Source organism: Chloroflexota bacterium, assembly GCA_016219275.1.
Taxonomy (GTDB): domain Bacteria; phylum Chloroflexota; class Anaerolineae; order UBA4142; family UBA4142; genus JACRBM01.
On record JACRBM010000075.1, the window covers coordinates 1 to 20,068 of the forward strand.

A 20,068-nucleotide genomic window follows, 5' to 3' on the forward strand; every position below is an offset into this window, starting at 1 on the left:
GCCCCCACTCCGCTTCGCTACGGGGCTATAGTACGCGGGCGAATTTCGCGTCCACGTAGGCAATTGTCCCGAATGCAATGAGGGATGGACGCCCGGCGGAACGCCCACCAAAGGCGATTTCAATCGCCCCTGTCGGTCGCCATGCTACACTATCCTAAACCGCGTTCACGTGTTTTCTGCTAGCATCAACACGACGCCATTCTGCGATGGATCGCGTACGAGTGAACCCGCGTGCGTTGCTTCTATCGCAATGCCAGCATGTTCCACGCGCCCCAGCACCGTGTCCAGTTCCGCGCGATTCGGCAGACGCACGATAAAATCGCGCAAGCCGATTGTGTCCGGCGGTGGCGGCGGCGCGCCCGCGCTCTCCCAGGTATTCATGCCGATGTGGTGATGATACCCGCCCGCGGAGACGAACGCGGCGGACGGTCCATAGTCCGCCACGAAATCGAAACCGAGCACGTCGCAGTAAAATTTTTTCGATTCCGCGATTTGGGCAACCTTGAGGTGCATGTGTCCCAGTTGCGTGCCGCGTTCCATGCCTTGCCAGCCCGCGCCATTGCCCTGCACTTCGCCGAGCAAGCCGCGCACGTCGAGCGGATCGGTCGCCATGGTGAGTTTGCCGTGCGCGTCGTACCACTCGTTGCGCGGACGGTCGCGATAGACCTCGATGCCGTTGCCGTCCGGGTCGGCGAGGTAAATCGCCTCGCTGACCAGGTGATCGGCAAAGCCGCCGAGCGGCGTTTTCGTCTCGATAAAATTCTTGAGCGATTGCGCGAGCGCGTGACGCGACGGCACGCGAATCGCGAAATGATACAAGCCGGTCGCGGGCGCGGGGAGTTGCGCGTTCGTCGCTTGCTCGAGCACGACGATGTCGTCCGCGCCCGCGCCAAGGTACGCGGTATTGCCCGCGCGTTCGCGCAATTGCAAGCCGAGCGCGTTCTGATAAAAGATGAGCGACTCGTCAACGTTGCTCACCGCCACACGCACGTATCCGAGTGTGGTATCGGGATGGATCGAACTCATGGTCTTTCTCCTAAAAAAGTAGGGCAAGCGGCAAGTTGGAAACTTGCCCTACAAAAACGAAACACCCTGCTCACGTATTTACGAAGCGAGCAGGGCGCTAGTTTCATTCATCAACGAATTTCTTATGCGGCGACCGGTTGTCTCTCCACCGGCGCAGTTTCGGGAACCTTGGTGAATTCAACTTCGATGTCAATCTTGACCTCGTCGCCGACGAGCCAGCCGCCGGTTTCGAGCGCCGCGTTCCAGTTTAGTCCCCAATCCTTGCGATTGAGTTTGGCGCTCGCCGTAAAGCCCGCGTTGATCGTGCCCCACGGACTCTTGGATTGCCCGGCGTACTCGACGTTCAACACGACCGGCTTGGTGATGCCCTTGATCGTCAGATCGCCGTATAGTTTGCCGTTGGCGTCATCTGATTTTTGAGTGCGCGTGCTCTTGAAAGTGATCGTCGGGAAATTCTCGACGTCCAAAAAGTCTGGCGATTTCAGATGACCATCGCGTTGTTCGTTCTTGGTGTTGACGCTTGCCGCATCAATGGCGACCTCTATTTGCGAACGTTCGGGATGATTGTCGTCAATTTGCGCGTTCACGGTAAACTTTTCAAAACGCCCGCGCACGTTCGAAATCATCATGTGGCGAACGGTCGCCTCGATTTGCGAATGTGCGTAATCTACTTGCCAACCCATTGTAATCCTCCTGTTTTCTCTTCACTGTCATTTCGAGCGGAGCGAGAAATCCCCTGGTTGCACGGGGATTTCTCGTCGCTTCGCTCCTCGAAATGACAAATGGTGGGTAAGGTGAATTCTTAATTCTGAAGAGATGATACAATGGGGTTGTCCCGTTCACCGTCCTTTGCCGCGTCCTTTTGCAAACGAGTTTGTTAAGCGTTTGTAAATAGAAAAATCCAGGTTTCCCCGAAGGGGAGAAACCTGGATTCTGGTTGTGGCTTACAACGATTTCGCCATGTACAATTCGCCGAGTTCAAACCCGTGCTTGCGATAGTACTCGCGCGTGCCGATGGCGGAAATCACCGCGAGCCGTTTGAATCCGGCATCACGCGCAATTTGTTCGGCGTGTTCGATCAGGCGCGCGCCCAGCCCGGTGTGTTGCGCCGCGCCCGCGCGTTCCACGCCGATTTCGAGCGCGGGTCCGTACACGTGTGCCTCGCGAATAATCGCGCAGTCGCGTAGTTCGTCGAGAATCTCATCGCGCGCGGCGTGGGGTGACGGTAGCGAGAGCCGCAAGAAACCGGCGAGCTTGTCGCGCGCAGAGACGTAACTCGAAAAATATTCGCGCGTCGTGTCTGTGTCGTACGTGAGTGTGTCGAGCCGCAATTCGTCCGGCGAAATTTTCTCGTGGCGCACTTCACGGCAACGAATGCACTCGCAATGCAAGCCGCGTTCTTTCAGTGCGCGTTGCGCGGCGAGACGCAGATCGGAACGTTTGCTTCCCGCCGCGATGTAACTCGCCGGAATATCGCGAATTACGCGATTCAAGCGACAATAGCGCGGGACGATGCGTTTGCAATCCACGAGCAATTCCGTCAATTCGTCGTCGGTGTACGGACGATACTCACCGCGTTCCCAAATCGGATACAGTTCCGTCCCCTCGATCAAACTACACGGATAAATTTTCAACTCGTCGGGGCGATATGCCGGATCGTTCCACAATCGCGCAAAATCGGCGCGGTCGGATTCGGGCGTCGCGCCGAGCAGGTTCGGCATCCAATGCAAATGGAGTTTGAACCCGGCGAGACGCAGTAAACGGATCGCGCGTTTTTGTTCGGTCGTCGTTTCGCCGCGTTGGTTTAGCGCGAGGATGTTGTCATCGAGCGATTGAATGCCGAGTTGCACCTTGGTCGCGCCGAGCCAGCGCAATCGCCGCACCTCGTCAAGTGTGATATAATCGGGTCGCGTTTCGAGCACGAGTCCCACGGCGCGATGCTCTGCGTTTTCGTTGCGCCGCTGTGCCTCTTCGAGAGTTGCGGATTCGACGCCATTCAACGCGTCGAACAATCGGCGCACGAATTTTTCTTGGTAGTGAGGCGGGTACGCCGACCACGTGCCGCCGAGCACGAGCAGTTCGATCTTGTCGGTCGCGTGTCCGTTCGTCTCGAACGATTCAAGACGCGATGTAACTTGGGTGAACGGATCGAATTTGTTTTGCGCCGCGCGTTGCACGCCCGGTTCGAGCGGCAAATAACTTTTTGGGAACCCTTTCACGTCGGGGCAAAAAATACATTTACCCGGACAAGGATACGCGGCGGTCAACACGGTGAGCGGCGCGACGCCCGACGATGTGCGAATCGGTTTGAGGCGCAGACGATTCAGGACGTGTTGATCGAACTCGATGATGCCGCGCGTGGTCATTTCGCGGTACGCGGTGATGATCTTGTCCTGGGTCACAGTCGTCGCGCCGTCGTGGATGAGGCGAATGATGAGCGCGTTCAACTGCGCGGGCGACAAGGCGCGCGCGCGTTGCACCGTGTCGAACAGTGTGGCAAGTGCGTGCTGGTGCTTGTCTATATCGAGCGGCGTGAGATGTTTCGCGCGCCACTTGGCAAGGCGAGTTCTATTTTCGTCCAACATTTTTTCAAAAGACCGCAAACGGCTGACGGCAGACTGCCGTCGGTGATCGGCGGTCGGCGGTCATTGTGGATTCACGACTGGTAAATCAACTACTCGACATCAATCGCAAATTCTATTCCGAATTCGCGCACGCGTTTTCCGAAACGCGTTCGAGCGGACAATCGCGATTGGAGCGAATTGTAGCGTACATCGGCGATGGTGTAAAGGCGCTGGATGTTGGCTGTGGCAACGGTCGGCTCGCGGAACGCTTGGAGCGCGAATCACGCCGCGTGCAGTACGTCGGCGTAGACGCGTCGCCGGAGTTGATCGCGATTGCGTCCGCGCATCAAGCGCGCTGGCATCACGTCGCCGCCGAGTTTCGCGTCGCCGACATTGCCGCGCCGGGCTGGGGCGCGCCGTTCGCGCGCGCGTCATTCGATCTTGCGATTGCGCTCGCCGTGTTGCATCACGTTCCCAGTTTCGAGTTGCGCGTCGCGGTTCTGCGCGAGATTCACGCGTTGCTCAAATCCGGCGCGCGTGTGATTCTGACGAATTGGCATTTCGAGCGCAACGAACGATTGCGAAAAAAAATCGTCGCATGGCAGATGATCGGCGTAGATGAACACGAACTCGAAGAAGGCGACGCATTGATGACATGGGAGCGCGGCGGCAAAGGATTTCGCTATTGTCATCTCGTGACGCAAAGCGAAATGAAAAAACTTGCGGCGCAAAGCGATTTTCAAATCGTCGAACAATTTTATGCGGACGCGGACTTGAATTTATACAGTATTCTTGTGAAAACCTAACGTCAAAAATTTTATTTGTTGTTTACATTGTTCTCATCTGTGGCTAATCTGCCGGAGCGATACTGTTCGCAGAGATGGGGATGCTGAAGCGGAGCAAGCGGTGAATTTCCTAGCCAGTGCCGTGAACCAACGCCGGGGCGTTCCCTGCTGGGAGGGTGCAAGCCCTGTCTCCATCTCAATCTAAATTGTGTTCTCCTCCTAATACAAGCCGTTTGCGAAAGGGCATCGCAAACGGTTTGTGTTTTTTTCGCGTTGACGTTGCGTGTGTTGCGCGTTATAATCGCATTCACCTTTTGCACAAGGAGAATTTAATGCCGAACCAATTGCCGATCATTGTGGATGCGCATCAAGATATTGCGTGGAACAAGCTCGCGCTCAATCGCGATTTTCTCGATAGCGTGGCGACCAAGCGCGCGAACGAAGGCGCGAATCCAGCGCATGGCGAAGGCAGCGCGATGCTGGGTTTGCCGGAATTACTCGCCGGCAATGTGCGCGTCGCGTTCGCGACGTTGTACGTGTCCAAGGCGCGTCCGAATCAGACCGGTCTGGGGAAACGATACCACACCGAGCAAGAGGCGCACGATCAAGCGCTGGAACAACTCGCGTACTATGCGATGCTCGCGATGGACTCGCGTATTTCGATCATCACGACGCGTGTAGATTTGGAACGTGTCATCAATTCACCTGAGCCGCGCGTCGGTTTGGTGATTTTGATGGAAGGCGCAGACCCGATTATCGCGCCCGATCAAGTGGGCGAGTGGTTCGACGCGGGCGTGCGGATTGTCGGTCCGGCGTGGAGTCAAACGCGGTACTCGGGTGGCACACGCGCACCCGGTCCGCTCACCGACCTGGGTCGCGCGTTGATGCCGAATCTCGAACGCGCGGGCATGTTGCTCGATGCCTCGCACATGGCGGAACAGAGTTTCTGGGACGCACTCGAACTGTATCACGGCACCGTCATCGCAAGCCATTCGAATTGCCGTGTGTTTGTGGACACGGATGTGGATCGCCAATTGAGTGACGACATGATCCGCGCGATCATCGCGCGCGATGGTGTGATCGGCGCGGTGTTCTACGGCGCATTCATCAAAGCGGGCTGGGACAAGTCGGCAAAGAAGGAAATGCTGACGCTCGCCGACGTGGTACGGCACACGCAACGCATTTGCGATTTTGCCGGCGACGCGATGCACGTCGGCATCGGCACCGATTTCGATGGCGGCTTTGGCATGGAATCTACTCCGCTCGGAATTGACACGGTGGCGGATTTGCAAAAAATGGGCGATGCGCTCTCCGCTGTGTCGTTCAGTGACACGGACATCGCGAACATCCTCGGCGGCAACTGGATTCGCGTGTTACGGCGCGTGTTGCCGGCGTGAATGGCGAATGGCGGATAGCGAATAGCGAATAGCGAATAGCAATCTGCTATTTGCCATCCGCCAATTGCCATCCGCTACAGGAGACATCATGGCATTCATCGAAATCAACGGCGCGCAGATTTACTACGCGACATTCGGCGAAGATCGTTCTGACCGCGCGCCCATCGTGCTGATTCACGGCTCGACCGGCACTGGGCAATCGAATTGGCAATTCGTCGCGCCACTCCTCGCGCGCGAGTATCGCGTGATCGTCCCCGATTGTCGCGGGCACGGACAGAGCGCCAATCCCCATCACTCGTACTCGTTCAAAGAAATGGCGGACGACACCGCTGCGCTCGTCCGCGCGCTCGGTTACGAACGCGCGCACATCATCGGGCACAGCAACGGCGGCAATGTCGCGCTCGTCACGCTTATTGAACATCCCGAAATCGTCCAGACCGCGATTCCGCAAGCCGCGAACGCGTACGTCAGTCCTGACCTCATTGAAAAAGAACCGGCGATTTTTGATCCCGACCGTGTCGCGCGCGAACGTCCCGAGTGGATGAACGAAATGATCGCGTTGCACGGCGCGGCACATGGCACAGAGTACTGGCGCGATTTGTTGCGGTTGACGCTGCACGCGATTATCACCGAGCCGAATTATACACCGGACGATTTGGCTCGCGTGCGGCGACCGACGCTCGTGATTCAAGGCGCGCAGGATCGCGTCAATGCGCCGATGCGCCACGCGCAATTCATCGCGCGACACATCCCTGATGCCGAGTACTGGATTCCAGCCGGAATCGGTCACAACGTCCACGACGAATTGCTGTTCGATTGGATCACGCGCGTGCTCGATTTTCTCGCGCGGCGCGGCGACGCGGGGAACGACGCGCTCTATCGTTTGCGACGCGCGCAGTACGACCCGCGTGTGGCTGTGTTCGATGTCAACGCGACGCGCCGCGATGAGAGCATCGTTCTTACCGGCGAGGTGTTGACGCGCGAACAACTGCAGGTCGCGCGGTCTGTCATTTCGACGAACGTTTTTCGCGAGGAGAAATCTCCGTCCGATGATGGCACGATTTCTCGCTGCGCTCCAAATGACAGTCAGGTTGATTCCTCCAATCTCAAAATCTTGCTCATTGAAGCAACTCCGTGCGCGATCGTTATTCGCGCCGTTGCCGATGTGCGGCGCGAGCCGCGTTCGTTGGCGGAGCGAATGACGCAAGCGCGCTTTGGCGAAATCGTCCGCATCCTGGAAGAGCGCGACGACTGGGTGCGCGTTCAACTCGAACGCGATGGGTACATCGGTTGGACGCAAGTAGTCACACTTCATCGCGCCGATGCAAAAATCTTGCGCGAGTACGCCGCGTCATGCAACGCGCTTGTGCAAGGCGAAATTGTTTCGGCGTACACGGATGCCGCGCGAACGATCCAGGTCGGTAAATTGCCGTTTGCGATTTCATTGCCGATGATCGAACAGCGCGATGATAACGCGGCAATCTGTTTACCCGATGGGCGCGTTTGGTGGGTCACACAAGATTCGCTTTTACCCGGCGCAGAACGACCGCGCGCGAACGCGGCGGGTATTGCGTTCACCCTGGGTCTTATTCGCCGATTCGTCGGCGTGCCGTACTTGTGGGGCGGGCGCACGCCGTTTGGTTTCGATTGTTCGGGGCTCGCGCAAACGTTTTACGAATTTATCGGCGTCGCGATTCCGCGCGATGCGGATCAACAATTTCGCGCGGGTACGCCGGTCGAAGGGACGCCCACGCCCGGCGATTTGCTTTTCTTTGGCGAAGCGAGCGAATTGAGTGAACGCTATGAACGAATCACGCACGTCGCGATTTCGCTCGGCGGCGATGAATTCGTTCATGCGAACGGAACAGCGCGCGGAACTTCGTACAACAGTTTCGATCCCGCCGCGCCGAATTATCGCGCGTGGTTGCGCGAGCATTTTGTTGGGGCGCGGAGATATTGACCGTCATTGCGAGGAGCGAAGCGACGAAGCAATCTCCTACAAACGACTTTGATTGCTTCGGGCAAAGTCCGCCCTCGCAATGACATTAGACTACGGAGATTTCGATGAAACTAACCTGGGAAGCATTGACGTTGGAATTACGCACGACGTTTCGCATCGCGCACGGTGCGGACGACCGGCGCTACAACGTGCTCGCGCATCTTGATGAAGGGCTGGGCGAAGCGGCGGCAGTCACGTATCACGGCGAAACGCAACAAGGAATCATGGAATACCTGGCGCGCGTCGCAGATGACCTCGGCAAGAGCGCCGATCCGTTTTTGATCGAAGACATTCTCAATCGTTTGCCGCCTGGGTCGCAAGCCGCGCGCGCGGCGATTGACCTCGCGTTGCACGATGTGTGGGGCAAGCGATTGGGTCAGCCGCTCTATCGTTTGTTCGGACTCGACCCGACGCGCGTGCCGTTGACTTCGTTTACGATTGCGATGGACGACCCCGAATTGATGGCGCAACGTGCGAAAGAATCCGGCTTGCCGATCATCAAGGTCAAGGTCGGCGGCGCGAACGACGAAGCGATGGTCGCGGCGATTCGCCGCGCGACGAACGCGAAATTGCGCGTGGATGCAAATGCCGGTTGGACGCGCGACCAAGCCGCCGCGATGATTCCGCGTCTCGCACAGTACGATTTGGAATTTATCGAACAGCCGTTGCCGGTCGGCGACATCGAAGGATTGAAGTGGTTACGCACACAGAAATTCGGTCTACCGATTTTTGCAGACGAGCCAGTCAAGACCGCGCGCGATGTCGCGGCGCACGCGGGCGCGGTGGATGGCGTCGTCGTCAAGTTGATGAAGACCGGCGGCATTCGCGAAGCGTTGCGCGCGATTCACACCGCGCGCGCGCTCGATATGCAAGTGATGCTCAGTTGCATGGTCGAGAGTTCGGTCGGCGTGACCGCCGCCGCGCATCTCGCGCCGCTGTGCGACTATGCCGATCTTGACGGTCCGTTGCTCATTCGCAATGATCGCTTCACAGGTGTGCGCTACGATGGCGCGCGGATGATTTTGCCGGACAAACCTGGGTTGGGTGTGATAGAGGTGGGGTAGATAGACAAACCCGAAGGGCTTCAAGCCCCTTCGGGTTTTTGATTCAGGTCGCCTGCCGATTGCGATGCTCGCCGTACTCGGGTAACAAGCGGTCGTATGTCTCATCCATCAGCGGGGATGAGATCATGAAATCGGCGGTCGCGCGATTGCAGGCAATCGGAATGTTCCACACGACTGCCATTCTCAACAACGCTTTGACATCGGGATCGTGTGGCATCGGTTCGAGCGGGTCCCAGAAAAAGATGAGAAAGTCAATCTCACCGTCAACGATTTTTGCGCCGATCTGTTGATCGCCGCCGAGCGGACCGCTTTCGAGTTTGTGAATTTCGAATCCCAGTTCTTTCTCCAACAGCGTCCCCGTTGTCCCCGTCGCGTAGATGATGTGGTGCGCCAAGAGATCGCGATTGAATTTTGCCCACTCGATCAAATCGCGCTTTTTGTTGTCGTGCGCCACGAGCGCGATTTTCTTGTCCGGTTCGATGGTGATTCTCTTTTGCGTCATTCAACCTCCTTTTCTCAACTTGCTTGCGTGTGCGCCGCGATGAAATTCAACGCGCGCGTCCACGCGTCTGCCGATGCATCTGCGAATTCCGTGTAACGCCGATCAAAGAAACTATGCGGCGCGTCGGGATACGTGACGATCTCGTGCGGTACGCCCGCGCGGTCGAGTTGCGCGTCGAGTTGTTGCACATCGCTCGCGGGAATGCCCTGGTCTGCGCCGCCGAACAATCCGAGCACCGGGTAGCGAATCTGGCTTGCCTGGTCAAGCGTCGCGCCGCGCGCGCCGGGAATCGGGCGGCTCATGCCGGCGTAGAACGCGATGATGCCGGACAAATCCAACGCTTCAGTCGCGGTGAGCAACGACAACGCGCCGCCGCGACAAAAGCCGACGACAAAGGTCGCGCGCACGGCGGGATTGTTCGCGCGCAAATACGCAAGCGCCGCCGTGACATCGGTGAGGAACGTCGGCATCGTCATCGCTTCGACATGCGAACGAAATTCGAACGTGTCGTCGCGGGGACCGATGCCGGCGGTGCGTCCGAAATAATCGAGCGCGAGCGCGGGGTAACCTTGTTCGGCAAAACGCAGAGCCAGTTCTTTGTAGAACTGATGCAAGCCGCGAACGTCCGGAAAAACGATCACCTGGGCGTTTTTCTTTTGCGTCGGATGCGCGAGGTATGCGGCAAAGCGAGTGCCATCCTGGGCGGTCAACACGATATCTTCCCCATTCGCCGAGCCGCCCGAAATCGGCGGGACGGGTGGTCGTGCATCGAGGTCGTAACACATTATCGGATTCTCCTTCTTTGCGATTCAAGCGAAGGCATCATAGTTGCATCGTCCAACACTGTCAAGCCCTGTGCGAAATTCTCGTTTGTCGTCGCACGCGTGTTGTGATAAAATCTTGTCTTGCGTATTCTCACCTTGAGGGATTCACTTGACACCAACTGCTTCGGTCGAAACACGCGATCTGGGTCGTCTCTACAAAATTCGTGACGGTAAAAAGAAAGAACCCAAGACGCTGACCGCGCTCGACAACGTATCGTTGCAGATCGCGCGCGGCGAATTGTTCGGCTTGCTCGGTCCGAACGGCGCGGGCAAGACGACACTTATCAAAATCCTGACGACACTTCTTGCGCCGACGAGCGGCGCGGCGTCCGTCGCCGGTTACGATGTCGTGCGCGAACCGCACTTGGTGCGCCCGCTCATCAACATGGTCTCCGGCGGCGAGTCGTCCGGTTATGGCTTGCTCACCGTGCGCGAAAATTTGTGGATGTTCGCGCAGTTCTACGGCATCCCCACGAATCAAGCGAACAAACGCATCCAGGAATTGCTCGCCATCGTCGGCATGACGGATCGGCTCAACACCAAATCATCCGACCTCTCGACCGGCTTGCGGCAAAAGATGAACATCGTGCGCGGATTTCTGACCGATCCGCAAGTGTTGTTTCTCGACGAACCGACCCTGGGTCTCGACGTTGGCGCGTCGCGCGATGTGCGTGCGTTCATCCGCCAATGGGTTACACAAGACAAATCGCGCACGTTGTTGTTGACGACGCATTACATGGTCGAAGCGGACGAGTTGTGCGACCGCGTCGCGATCATCAACCAGGGGCGTGTGCTCGCGTGCGATACGCCCGCGAACTTGAAACATCGTTTGCAACGCGAGGCGATCTTTCAAATCGAAACGACGCCGCTGGATGGAGTGGATGTGAAAATGATCGAGTCGCTCGCCGGCGTCCGCCAGGTTACGCATCGCGCAGGCGATGGACGCGCGACGCTCGAGTTGATGCTCGACGCGGACGACGCGGTGGGCGGTGTCATCAACACACTGACGATGAATCACGCGCGTCTGCTCAATCTCCGCAAGCGCGAGCCGACGCTCGAAGATGTATTCGTGGATTTGGTCGGGCGGAGCATGGCAGACGTGGAGAGCGTTCAGTAGCGGCATGGAGCAACTCAAGAAAAACAACGGCTGGCGATTATTTCTGCAAACCGTGATCGGGCGTGCGTACCCGCGCGTCATCGGCACGCAACGCGAACGGTCGTGGTTGTTCTTCGACGTGTGTTTGCCGATTCTCGCGATCTCGGCGTACGTGTTCGTTTATCGCGCGATGCGCGCGCCAGACGAGTACGTCGGTTTCGTCGTGTTCGGCGGCGCGATGACCGCGTTCTGGCTCAACGTGTTGTGGGCGATGTCGTCGCAGTTGTACTGGGAAAAAGAGCAGGGCAATCTCGCGCTTTACATCATGTCGCCGGCTTCGATGATGGCGGTCCTGTTAGGGATGGCGCTCGGCGGGTTGATCGCGACCGCGTTGCGCGCGACCGCGATTGTCGTTGTAGGCAGTTTTATTTTTGGTGTGCAGTACGCGGTCGTCAGTTTTCCGCATTTGCTCGCGGTATTTCTGCTCGCGATGATCGCGCTGTACGGGATGGGGATGATGATGGCGTCGCTGTTTTTGTTGTTGAGCCGCGAGGCGTGGCATCTTTCGAATCTCGCACAGGAACCGATCTACCTGTTGTCGGGTTTTTATTTTCCGATCAAACATCTCAACTTTTGGCTCGCCGCCGGTGCGTCGCTCGTGCCGCTAACCCTGGGTCTCGACGCGATGCGGCAACTCGCGTTTCCCTCCGGCGCGGCAATTGGTTTTCTCAGCGTCGAGATCGAAATTCTCGCGCTCATCGCGTTGAGCGCGATCTTTCTCGTCGCGGCGCGCGTGTTGCTCGCGCACATGGAACGCTTGGCGATTCGTGAAGGACGGTTGACGGAGAGTCGTAGATGAATGGGAATGACATGACACCGGCGGAACAGATTGCCTTGTGGGCGGATCGGATCCGCGACATGGCGGCGATGGGGTTGCTGTTCTCGCAGAACGTGTACGACCGAACCAACTACGAAAATTTGCGAACGATGGCGATGGCGATGAACGCGCTGGCGACCGGCGAATCGCTTGAACAGATGGAACCTTTGCGCGCGACGATCTTTGCGCGCCCCACCCCGTTCGCGGTTGGCGATGCGGCGGTGATTGACGATGCGGGACGCATCTTGTTGATTCGCCGCGCGGACAATCGTTTGTGGGCGATGCCGGGCGGCGCGCTTGAAGTGGGCGAAACTCCGGCAGAAGGCGTCGTGCGCGAAGCATTTGAAGAAGCCGGCGTGCGTTCGCGCGTGATCGCGCTCGTCGGCGTGTTCGATTCGCGTTTGTGTGGCACGGTCGCGCGGTTTCATTTATACCAGTTTATTTTTCTGTGTCGTCCGCTCGATACACAACTTGCGAAACCGTCGCACGCGCTCGAAGTGCTGGACGCGCAATGGTTCGCGGAAAACGCGTTGCCGCGCGATCTCGACCCAGGACACGCGACGCGCATCCCAGAGGCGTTTCGCGTGTGGCGCGGCGATCACCGCGCGTTCTTTGATCGCGAGGGAAGCGAATGAGGTCCGCACTGCGTTCATTCAGAATGGCGACCTGGCTCGGTTGGCAGATCGAATCGAACTGGACCGACCCGTTTCTGTTTGCGGTCTATTCCATCGTCAAGCCGGTCGCGAGCGCGATGATACTCGTCGTGATGTACAGCGTCGTCACCGGCAGCGATTTCGCCTCGCCGCTCTTTCCGTACATTTATCTTGGCAATGCGTTTTACATTTTCGTCGGCGCGGTGATGATTGGCGTGTCGTGGGCGGTGATTGACGACCGCGAACATTATCGCACGCTCAAGTACATTTACACCGCGCCGGTGCAGATTCCGTTTTACTTGATCGGGCGAGGCGTCGCGCGTTTTATCACAGGATCGGTCGCCGTGTTTATCACGATTGCGGTGGGCGTGTTGTTTTTGAACGTGCCGATCAATTTTGCCGCGATCAATGCGCCGCTGTTTCTTGTTTCGCTCGCGATTGGTGTGGTCATGCTCGCGATGCTGGGGCTAATTCTTGCGGGCGTCACGCTTTTGCTCGCGCATCACGCCGGGTATCTCGGCGAGGCAGTCGCGGGCGCGTTGTATTTGTTTAGCGGCGCGGTCTTTCCGCTCGATGTGTTGCCGGAATACTTGCGTCCCATCGGATACGCGATGCCGATCACGTACTGGCTCGAACTGTTGCGCCGTTCGCTCGTCGGCTCGGTCGCGCAGGCATTTCCCACGCTTGCGAATTTCAGCGACGCGCAACTGCTCGCGATTCTCGTCGCGCTCACGGTTGCGTTTGCATTCCTCGCGATGGTTGTGTTCCGTCGCTGTGATCGCCGCGCGCGCGAACGCGGGTTGATTGATCGGACGACGAATTATTGATCGAAAAAAAGACGCGACGGGTCAACTCACGGCTTTTCAAAAGTCGCTTGACTCACTTGCTGACCTAACCCCCAACCCCCTTCCCTCATAGGAAAGGGGGCAGGGGGTTAGGTCAGCAAATGACTTTTGAAAAGCCCTGGCGGTCAACTTGACCGGACTAGTGAGATGTGCTATAACCCAACCACCGCAGTGACAGAGTAGAGTAGATCGCGCCCTGGAATGTAGAGAGTCGTCTCGCGGCTGAAAAGACGACCCGCGCGCGGATTCGAACGACAGCTCTCGAGCGGTAAGGTTCGCTCCCTTTAGCGAGCGTCAAGGCGACAGCGATGTTGCAAAGAAAGGTGGCACCACGAGTTCCCCTCGTCCTTTCACAGGATGGGGGGATTTTTTATTTTCCGAAAGGGGTACGTGATGCAACGAATTCGGACGACTCAATTGCGCGAACATATCGGCGAGCGCGTGATGCTCGCGGGTTGGCTGCACCAACTGCGCGCGCTCGGCAAAATCAATTTCATCCTCGTGCGCGATGGCTTTGGCATCGCGCAGGCGACGACCCAGGATGCGAGCGCGTTGTCCGCGCTCCACGCGTTGCAGAACGAGACCGTGCTTCAAATCGCCGGCGTGGTCGCCGAAGAACCGCAAGCGCCGGGCGGCGTCGAACTGCGCGAATTAACGATCCAGGTGCTCACGCCGGTGACCGATGCGCCGCCGGTGCCGCTCAACAAACCCGTCCTGCACGCGTCGCTCGACGTGTTTCTCGATCACGCGACTGTCGCGTTGCGGCATCCCACACGCCGCGCGCGCTTTCGTCTCGCCGCCGGCGTGATGGCGGCGTTCCGTGAATTTTTGGATGGCGAAGGATTCACCGAGATTCAATCACCCAAACTCGTCGCGTCCGCGACTGAGAGCGGCGCGAACGTCTTTGCGGTGGATTACTTTGGACAAAAAGCGTACCTTGCGCAATCGCCCCAGTTTTACAAACAGATCATGGTCGGTGTCTTTGAACGCGTCTTTGAAGTCGCGCCGGTCTTTCGCGCCGAGCCGCACGACACGACGCGTCACGTCAACGAGTACGTCAGTCTTGACGTCGAGTTTGGATTTATCGAAAACCATTTTACGGTGATGCGTTTGCTCAACGCGTTGATTCGCCATATTCTCGCGCGGCTTGGCGAACGCGACGCGGCGGAGTTGCAGCTCCTCGAAGTGAAGATGCCGGACGCGCCGGAAGCTTTTCCGCACATTCATTTTCGCGACGCGCAACAATGGATTTTCGAACAACACGGTGAAGATTGTCGCGGCGAACCCGACCTCGCGCCGCAACACGAACGTTGGCTCGGCGAATGGGCGCGCGAAAAATTCAACTCGGATTTTCTGTTCGTCGTCGGTTATCCGATGGTCAAGCGACCGTTCTACACGCATCCCGATGCGAGCGATAACAAGTACTCGAACTCGTTCGATTTGTTGTTTCGCGGGACCGAACTCGTGACCGGCGGGCAACGCTTGCATCGTTACGACGATTATCTCGCCGCGCTCGCGCGCGCGAAATATCCGGTCGAGCCGTTCGCGTACTATCTCGAAACGATGAAACATGGCATGCCGCCGCACGGCGGATTCGCAATTGGTTTGGAACGCTTCATCATGCAGTTGTGCGGTTTGAGCAATCTGCGCGAAGCGACCTTGTTCCCGCGCGATTTGAAACGCTTGACGCCGTGATGACTTCGCCAATCGAAATTCGCGCGATCACTGCCGCGCAAGCGCGCGAACTGCGCCACGCGGTTTTGCGTCCGCATCAAAAACCGGACGAGTTGGTCTATCCCGGCGATGACGCGGCGGAAACGTTGCATGCGGGCGCGTTTCGCGCGGATGAACTGGTTGGCATCGCGACGGTGACGCGCGAAGCCGCGCCGGGCGAACACAATGCGCGCGCGTGGCGTTTGCGCGGTATGGCGACCACATCCACAGTCCGCCGGCAAGGTGTCGGGCGCGCGTTGATTGACCTGTGCGTCGCGCACATTCGCGCGTACAAAGGGGACGAGCTGTGGTGCAATGGGCGCACGTCGGCGCGCGAGTTTTACGAGGCATTGGGTTTTCGCTCAGTCGGTACCGAGTTCGATGTTCCAGTCACCGGTCCGCATTACGTGTTTCGTCGTCGGATCGAATGAGGCAAAAATAAAGCGTTCACTGGCAATATGCAAGTGAACGCTCATTGATTCGACCAGGTTTAGCGCGCGCGGTCTAGTAACTGCGACGTCTGCCGCCGCCGCCACCGCCGCGTTCCTCGCGCGGTCGCGCGATGGAGACGGTGATGCGCCGATTGTCGAGTTCGTGATCGTTGAACATCTCGATCGCTTTTTGCGCGTCGGCTTGCGTGGTCATTTCGACGAACCCAAAACCTTTGGAACGACGCGTGTCGCGGTCGAGAATAAGCGTGACTTGTTTGATTTCACCGGCTTGGCTGAACAGTTGGCGCAGATCATCTTCGGTTGTGTTGTAAGACAAATTGCCCACATACAATTTTGATTCCATTCTGGAATCTCCTTTGATTTGGATAGAATGCTGGGCACTCCATCCCAGAATTGATAGACGCGGCTGGGCGCGTTATCCAAACGACACGTTCTTTGTGTACGCTTACGTCATAAAATGTTGTTTCCCCTCCAGCAACAGCGCGTCAATTTCCGCGCTGGTCTCTATGGACGAGATGCCTGCCGCCGCCGCCCATTCCTGTTCGAGTTTCTCGCGGGCTTTGAGCAAGGTCGTCGTATCTACCTGGGTCAGTCGTTTATGCCATCCGCGCGCCGTCAAGTCGCGCACGAGTTGGCACACGATTTGCAGCGAACCTTCTTTCAACTGATTCGTCATCGCCACGCGCCGTTTGGTGTGATCATCGTCGAGCGTTGTCGGGCGGCTTTTCAGCACGCTCCGATAGCGCGCCAGATCGCGTTTGGAAGTAAGGTGGCGCAAGCCAATTGTTAGATGCGCTTCGACCGGCACCCACACCGTGCTGTGTTCCATTGTGATCTGATAATACATTCGCGCTTGGTGACCGATGAGTTCATTTTCTGCAATTGCCACAATATGCCCAACGCCGTGGACCGGATGAAAGACGGTGTCTCCTACTTGGAATTCCATACGCTACTCCTCGCGGATAAACAACAACACCGCCAGCCCATAAGAGGTCTGGCGGCATTAAACTCACCGCAATCCTATTACGTTACTGCGCTGATTATACCATAAATCGCGCTAATAAGCACATTCCTTATTTGCCATTCTGTCGCAAATTAGTAGAATAGACGCATTATGCTTTTCAACCGATCAAGAATTTTCGTTATCGCGTTCGCCGCGCTGTTCATCCTCGTCGCGTGCAACGCGCCCCAGCCCTCTGCCGACCCAGCCGATCCTCCTCCGCCGGCGATCACGCGCGTTGCGGTCGTGACCACAGCCACTCCCGCGGTGACGCCTACGCCATTTTCGACGACGATCATTGAACGATACGTCGTTCGGAATGGCGATACCTTGGGTGGCATCTCGTTACGTTACAATATCGCGGTTGAAGATTTGATGCGGCTCAACAATCTCACCGATCCGAATTCGCTCAAGATCGGTCAAGTGCTCAAGATCAAACTCGACGTGCCGCGCCTCGCGCCGAGTGAAAAATTACTACCCGATAGCGAAGTGGTCTACAGTCCGGCGTACGCGGGCTTTGATGTCGCCGCAACGGCAAATCAGTACGGGGGTTACCTCGCGGCGTACCGCGAAAAAGTCGAAGGCGATGTGCTGACCGGCGCGCAGATTATTCAACTCGTCGCAGAACGCTACAGTGTGGGACCGCGCGTGTTGCTCGCATTGCTCGAATTTCAAAGCGGCTGGGTCACCGGCTCGTCGCCCACGCAACAACAAATCACGTATCCGATGGGTCACGTGGACGCGATTCGGCAAGGTCTGTTCTTCCAAGCGAGTTGGGCGGCGAATCATCTGAACGAAGGGTACTACGGAGTCATTTCCGGACGACTGGCGGCGTACCGTTTCAAAGATCGCTCGCGTGCGCGCCTCGTGCCAACGCTCAACCCAGGAACCATCGCCGTGCAAAATCTTTTTGCGCTCGATTCGTCCTGGGAACAGTTTCAACCGCAAATCGGTCCCGATGGATTTATCGCGACGTATCGCAAACTGTTCGGCGATCCGTTCGCGCGCGCGATTGAACCGCTCGTTCCACCCGACTTGAAACAGCCGACCTGGCGTTTGCCGTGGAGCGATGGCGAACTGTGGTACTTTACCGGTGGATCGCACGGCGGCTGGGGCGATCAGTCCGCGTGGGCGGCGATTGATTTCGCGCCGCGCGACACCGCGAACAGTTGCATCGCTTCGCGGATGTGGGCGGTATCTGCCGCGCCGGGCAAGGTAGTTCGCGTCGAGAAAGGGCGCGTGATGATTTCGTTGAGCAACAATGATTTCCAAGGTGTCGGGTGGACGCTGCTGTATTTGCACATTGCGACGAATGGACGCGTGACGGCGGGCGCCACCGTCAACGCCGGCGACCGCATCGGGCATCCATCGTGTGAAGGCGGCGACTCGGAAGCGAGCCACGTTCATATGGCGCGACTCTACAACGGTCAGTGGATCGGCGTTGACGCGATGCCATTCGTGTTATCCGGTTGGAAAGCGATTGCGGGAGCACAAGAGTACGAAGGCACGATGACGCGCGGCAATGAAACGCGCGAGGCGTGCAATTGTCGCGATGATCCGAAGAATGGAATTATCGCGGACGGAAACAAATAAAGGATGAAAGATGAAGGATGAAGGATGATTGTTTCTTTTTCATTCTTCATCCTTCTGCCTTCATCCTTCGGGAGGAACGATGGAAACGACACTGGTCACAACGGCATTCGGTTTTGAAGGTTATCGTATCGCCAAACATCTCGGCGTCGTGCGCGGCATTACCGTGCGCTCGCGTAGCGTGCTTGGCAACATGGTCGGCGGAATTCAAGCGGTGTTTGGCGGCAACATTACGATCTACACCGAGTTGTGCGAACACGCGCGCGCCGAAGCGTTCGATCTGATGGTCAAGCATGCGCGCGAGATCGGCGCGAACGCGATCATCGGCATGCACTATGACGCGAACGAAGTGATGGAAGGCATCACCGAAGTGCTCGCGTACGGTACCGCCGTCGTCGTCGAGAAAAACTAGACGTGTTGCCGTTGCCACCCCTATTGCTCACATCCGAGCCGAACTCGTTCGCGCAACGCACGATGCAGCAACGCATCCCGCGCATCGTGGATGAAATCATCGCGTCGAACGACTATCCGGCGGAGATCGTCGCGCGTTTGCGCGCGTTGCGCGATGAAATCACGGATGGCGCGATTCAACTTTTGCGCGAGGACGCACCCGATATCGAATTCTGGAACGCCTCCGCGCGCGAGCACGCGGGCAAGACCTGGCTCGACGTGCCGTGGTTTTGGGCGGAAACGTTTTTCTATCGGCGCGTGCTTCAAGCCGTGAACTATTTCCAGCCCGGCGCGTTCGATCAGCGCGACCCGTTCGCCAATCAAAAGCAACGCGAACTCGATGCCGCGCTCGAACCCGTGCGCGTCGCGCTGAACCAACTGCCATCCCAGGATGCCGAGCGATTTCGTGCGTTGATGCACGCGGATTTGTGGGGCAATCGCGTAGACCTGAGTTTGTGGGGGTCGGCGGGTGTCGGCGCGGTGCGCGGGGTGCGCCAGGATGAGCGCGATAATTTGCTCGTGGACGACACGGCGCGCGTGCTCGAACATCTAACCCGCCCCCCGCTCCCTTTCAGGGAGAGGGACGGGGTGAGGGTAGATTTCATCTGCGACAATGCCGGCGCGGAATTGTTATTCGATCTCGTCTTCGCCGATTTTCTATTGACGGCGCGATTCGCGACGACGATCACGCTGCATCTCAAAGCGCAACCATTTTACGTATCGGACGCGATGATCAAGGATGTCGAGCACACGCGCGCGACGTTGGCGCAATCACCCGCGCCGGAACTGCGCGCTCTCGCGGCGCGACTCGAACAGGCGCGGGTTGAGACGCGGCTAAATTTGGCGGAGCATCCGTTCTGGACGACGTATCATTTCTTTCGCGATTTTCCCGCCGATGTACGCGCGATGCTGGGACATGCGCACCTGGTGATTTCAAAAGGCGACGCGAATTATCGGCGGCTCGTCGGCGACTATCACTGGGATCCGACAATGCCCTTTGCCGAGGCGGTAGAATACTTTCCCGCGCCGGTCGTCGCATTGCGAACACTCAAAGCCGCGTTGATCGTCGGCTTGCCACCGGGACGCGCGGAGGAATTGCGCGCGCAGGATGCCGAGTGGCTCGTCAATGGCAAACGCGGCGTGATTCAGTTCGCACCGCGCTGATCGTATCAAATAAACGAATCCAGGATTCTCCAAGGAACCTGGATTCTGGCGAAGGTTGTCAATGCAA

The 20,068-nt window shown here is 57.8% G+C and carries 20 protein-coding genes; 13 read left to right on the forward strand and 7 right to left on the reverse strand.

Annotated elements, in window-relative coordinates:
* Positions 1 to 165: 165 nt before the first annotated feature.
* The 3 genes from HY868_21165 to HY868_21175 form a co-directional block, all read right to left on the reverse strand.
* Positions 166 to 1,026: a VOC family protein gene (locus tag HY868_21165; protein MBI5304657.1), complete on the reverse strand. Its 861-nt coding sequence runs from the start codon at positions 1,024 to 1,026 to the stop codon at positions 166 to 168.
* Between the two features lie 122 nt (positions 1,027 to 1,148).
* Entirely contained in the window at positions 1,149 to 1,709 is a 561-nt protein-coding gene (locus HY868_21170; protein ID MBI5304658.1) for a YceI family protein, read from the reverse strand.
* 261 nt (positions 1,710 to 1,970) lie between these two features.
* Positions 1,971 to 3,608, reverse strand: a complete 1,638-nt coding sequence (locus tag HY868_21175; GenBank protein ID MBI5304659.1) for a tRNA uridine(34) 5-carboxymethylaminomethyl modification radical SAM/GNAT enzyme Elp3 — start codon at positions 3,606 to 3,608, stop codon at positions 1,971 to 1,973.
* Positions 3,609 to 3,676: 68 nt separating this feature from the next.
* On the opposite strand from HY868_21175, the gene HY868_21180 reads away from it, so the two are divergent.
* From HY868_21180 to HY868_21195, 4 genes are all read left to right on the forward strand, one after another.
* Positions 3,677 to 4,396, forward strand: a complete 720-nt coding sequence (locus tag HY868_21180; GenBank protein ID MBI5304660.1) for a class I SAM-dependent methyltransferase — start codon at positions 3,677 to 3,679, stop codon at positions 4,394 to 4,396.
* Between the two features lie 311 nt (positions 4,397 to 4,707).
* Positions 4,708 to 5,772, forward strand: coding sequence for a membrane dipeptidase (locus HY868_21185; GenBank protein MBI5304661.1), 1,065 nt, complete (start codon positions 4,708 to 4,710; stop codon positions 5,770 to 5,772).
* An 88-nt stretch (positions 5,773 to 5,860) separates the two neighbouring features.
* The gene (locus tag HY868_21190; protein ID MBI5304662.1) at positions 5,861 to 7,732 is read left to right on the forward strand and encodes an alpha/beta fold hydrolase; all 1,872 of its coding nucleotides are present in this window, start codon (positions 5,861 to 5,863) and stop codon (positions 7,730 to 7,732) included.
* A gap of 104 nt (positions 7,733 to 7,836) precedes the next feature.
* A complete protein-coding gene (locus tag HY868_21195) occupies positions 7,837 to 8,835 on the forward strand; it encodes a dipeptide epimerase (protein MBI5304663.1) in 999 nt (332 codons plus the stop codon).
* A 43-nt stretch (positions 8,836 to 8,878) separates the two neighbouring features.
* Here the strand turns inward: HY868_21195 and HY868_21200 are convergent, their stop codons facing one another.
* Entirely contained in the window at positions 8,879 to 9,337 is a 459-nt protein-coding gene (locus HY868_21200; protein ID MBI5304664.1) for a methylglyoxal synthase, read from the reverse strand.
* A gap of 14 nt (positions 9,338 to 9,351) precedes the next feature.
* The gene (locus HY868_21205) at positions 9,352 to 10,122 is read right to left on the reverse strand and encodes a dienelactone hydrolase family protein (GenBank protein MBI5304665.1); all 771 of its coding nucleotides are present in this window, start codon (positions 10,120 to 10,122) and stop codon (positions 9,352 to 9,354) included.
* A gap of 148 nt (positions 10,123 to 10,270) precedes the next feature.
* Between HY868_21205 and HY868_21210 the strand changes: the two genes are divergently transcribed.
* The 6 genes from HY868_21210 to HY868_21235 all read left to right on the forward strand — a co-directional run bounded on the left by HY868_21210 (position 10,271) and on the right by HY868_21235 (position 15,776).
* The gene (locus HY868_21210; GenBank protein ID MBI5304666.1) at positions 10,271 to 11,278 is read left to right on the forward strand and encodes an ATP-binding cassette domain-containing protein; all 1,008 of its coding nucleotides are present in this window, start codon (positions 10,271 to 10,273) and stop codon (positions 11,276 to 11,278) included.
* Positions 11,279 to 11,282: 4 nt separating this feature from the next.
* Positions 11,283 to 12,116, forward strand: a complete 834-nt coding sequence (locus HY868_21215) for an ABC transporter permease (protein ID MBI5304667.1) — start codon at positions 11,283 to 11,285, stop codon at positions 12,114 to 12,116.
* Positions 12,113 to 12,769: an NUDIX hydrolase N-terminal domain-containing protein gene (locus HY868_21220; GenBank protein ID MBI5304668.1), complete on the forward strand. Its 657-nt coding sequence runs from the start codon at positions 12,113 to 12,115 to the stop codon at positions 12,767 to 12,769. The genes HY868_21215 and HY868_21220 overlap by 4 nt, the downstream gene beginning before the upstream one ends.
* Positions 12,766 to 13,614, forward strand: coding sequence for an ABC transporter permease (locus HY868_21225; GenBank protein MBI5304669.1), 849 nt, complete (start codon positions 12,766 to 12,768; stop codon positions 13,612 to 13,614). The genes HY868_21220 and HY868_21225 overlap by 4 nt, the downstream gene beginning before the upstream one ends.
* Before the next feature lie 411 nt (positions 13,615 to 14,025).
* Entirely contained in the window at positions 14,026 to 15,327 is a 1,302-nt protein-coding gene (gene aspS / locus HY868_21230) for an aspartate--tRNA(Asn) ligase (protein ID MBI5304670.1), read from the forward strand.
* Positions 15,327 to 15,776 carry a GNAT family N-acetyltransferase gene (locus HY868_21235; protein ID MBI5304671.1) on the forward strand — a complete coding sequence of 150 codons (450 nt, stop codon included), beginning with the start codon at positions 15,327 to 15,329 and terminating at the stop codon, positions 15,774 to 15,776. Before aspS ends, HY868_21235 begins: the two co-directional genes overlap by 1 nt.
* Before the next feature lie 73 nt (positions 15,777 to 15,849).
* On the opposite strand, the gene HY868_21240 is transcribed toward HY868_21235, so the two are convergent.
* Positions 15,850 to 16,140: an RNA-binding protein gene (locus tag HY868_21240; protein ID MBI5304672.1), complete on the reverse strand. Its 291-nt coding sequence runs from the start codon at positions 16,138 to 16,140 to the stop codon at positions 15,850 to 15,852.
* Between the two features lie 102 nt (positions 16,141 to 16,242).
* Positions 16,243 to 16,743 (reverse strand): hypothetical protein, encoded by a 501-nt coding sequence (locus HY868_21245; GenBank protein ID MBI5304673.1) that lies wholly within the window; start codon positions 16,741 to 16,743, stop codon positions 16,243 to 16,245.
* A 168-nt stretch (positions 16,744 to 16,911) separates the two neighbouring features.
* Between HY868_21245 and HY868_21250 the strand changes: the two genes are divergently transcribed.
* From HY868_21250 to HY868_21260, 3 genes are all read left to right on the forward strand, one after another.
* Positions 16,912 to 18,390 carry a LysM peptidoglycan-binding domain-containing protein gene (locus HY868_21250; protein ID MBI5304674.1) on the forward strand — a complete coding sequence of 493 codons (1,479 nt, stop codon included), beginning with the start codon at positions 16,912 to 16,914 and terminating at the stop codon, positions 18,388 to 18,390.
* Between the two features lie 79 nt (positions 18,391 to 18,469).
* The gene (locus HY868_21255) at positions 18,470 to 18,799 is read left to right on the forward strand and encodes a YbjQ family protein (protein ID MBI5304675.1); all 330 of its coding nucleotides are present in this window, start codon (positions 18,470 to 18,472) and stop codon (positions 18,797 to 18,799) included.
* An 11-nt stretch (positions 18,800 to 18,810) separates the two neighbouring features.
* Positions 18,811 to 20,001, forward strand: a complete 1,191-nt coding sequence (locus HY868_21260; protein MBI5304676.1) for a protein-glutamate O-methyltransferase family protein — start codon at positions 18,811 to 18,813, stop codon at positions 19,999 to 20,001.
* Positions 20,002 to 20,068 lie beyond the last annotated feature (67 nt).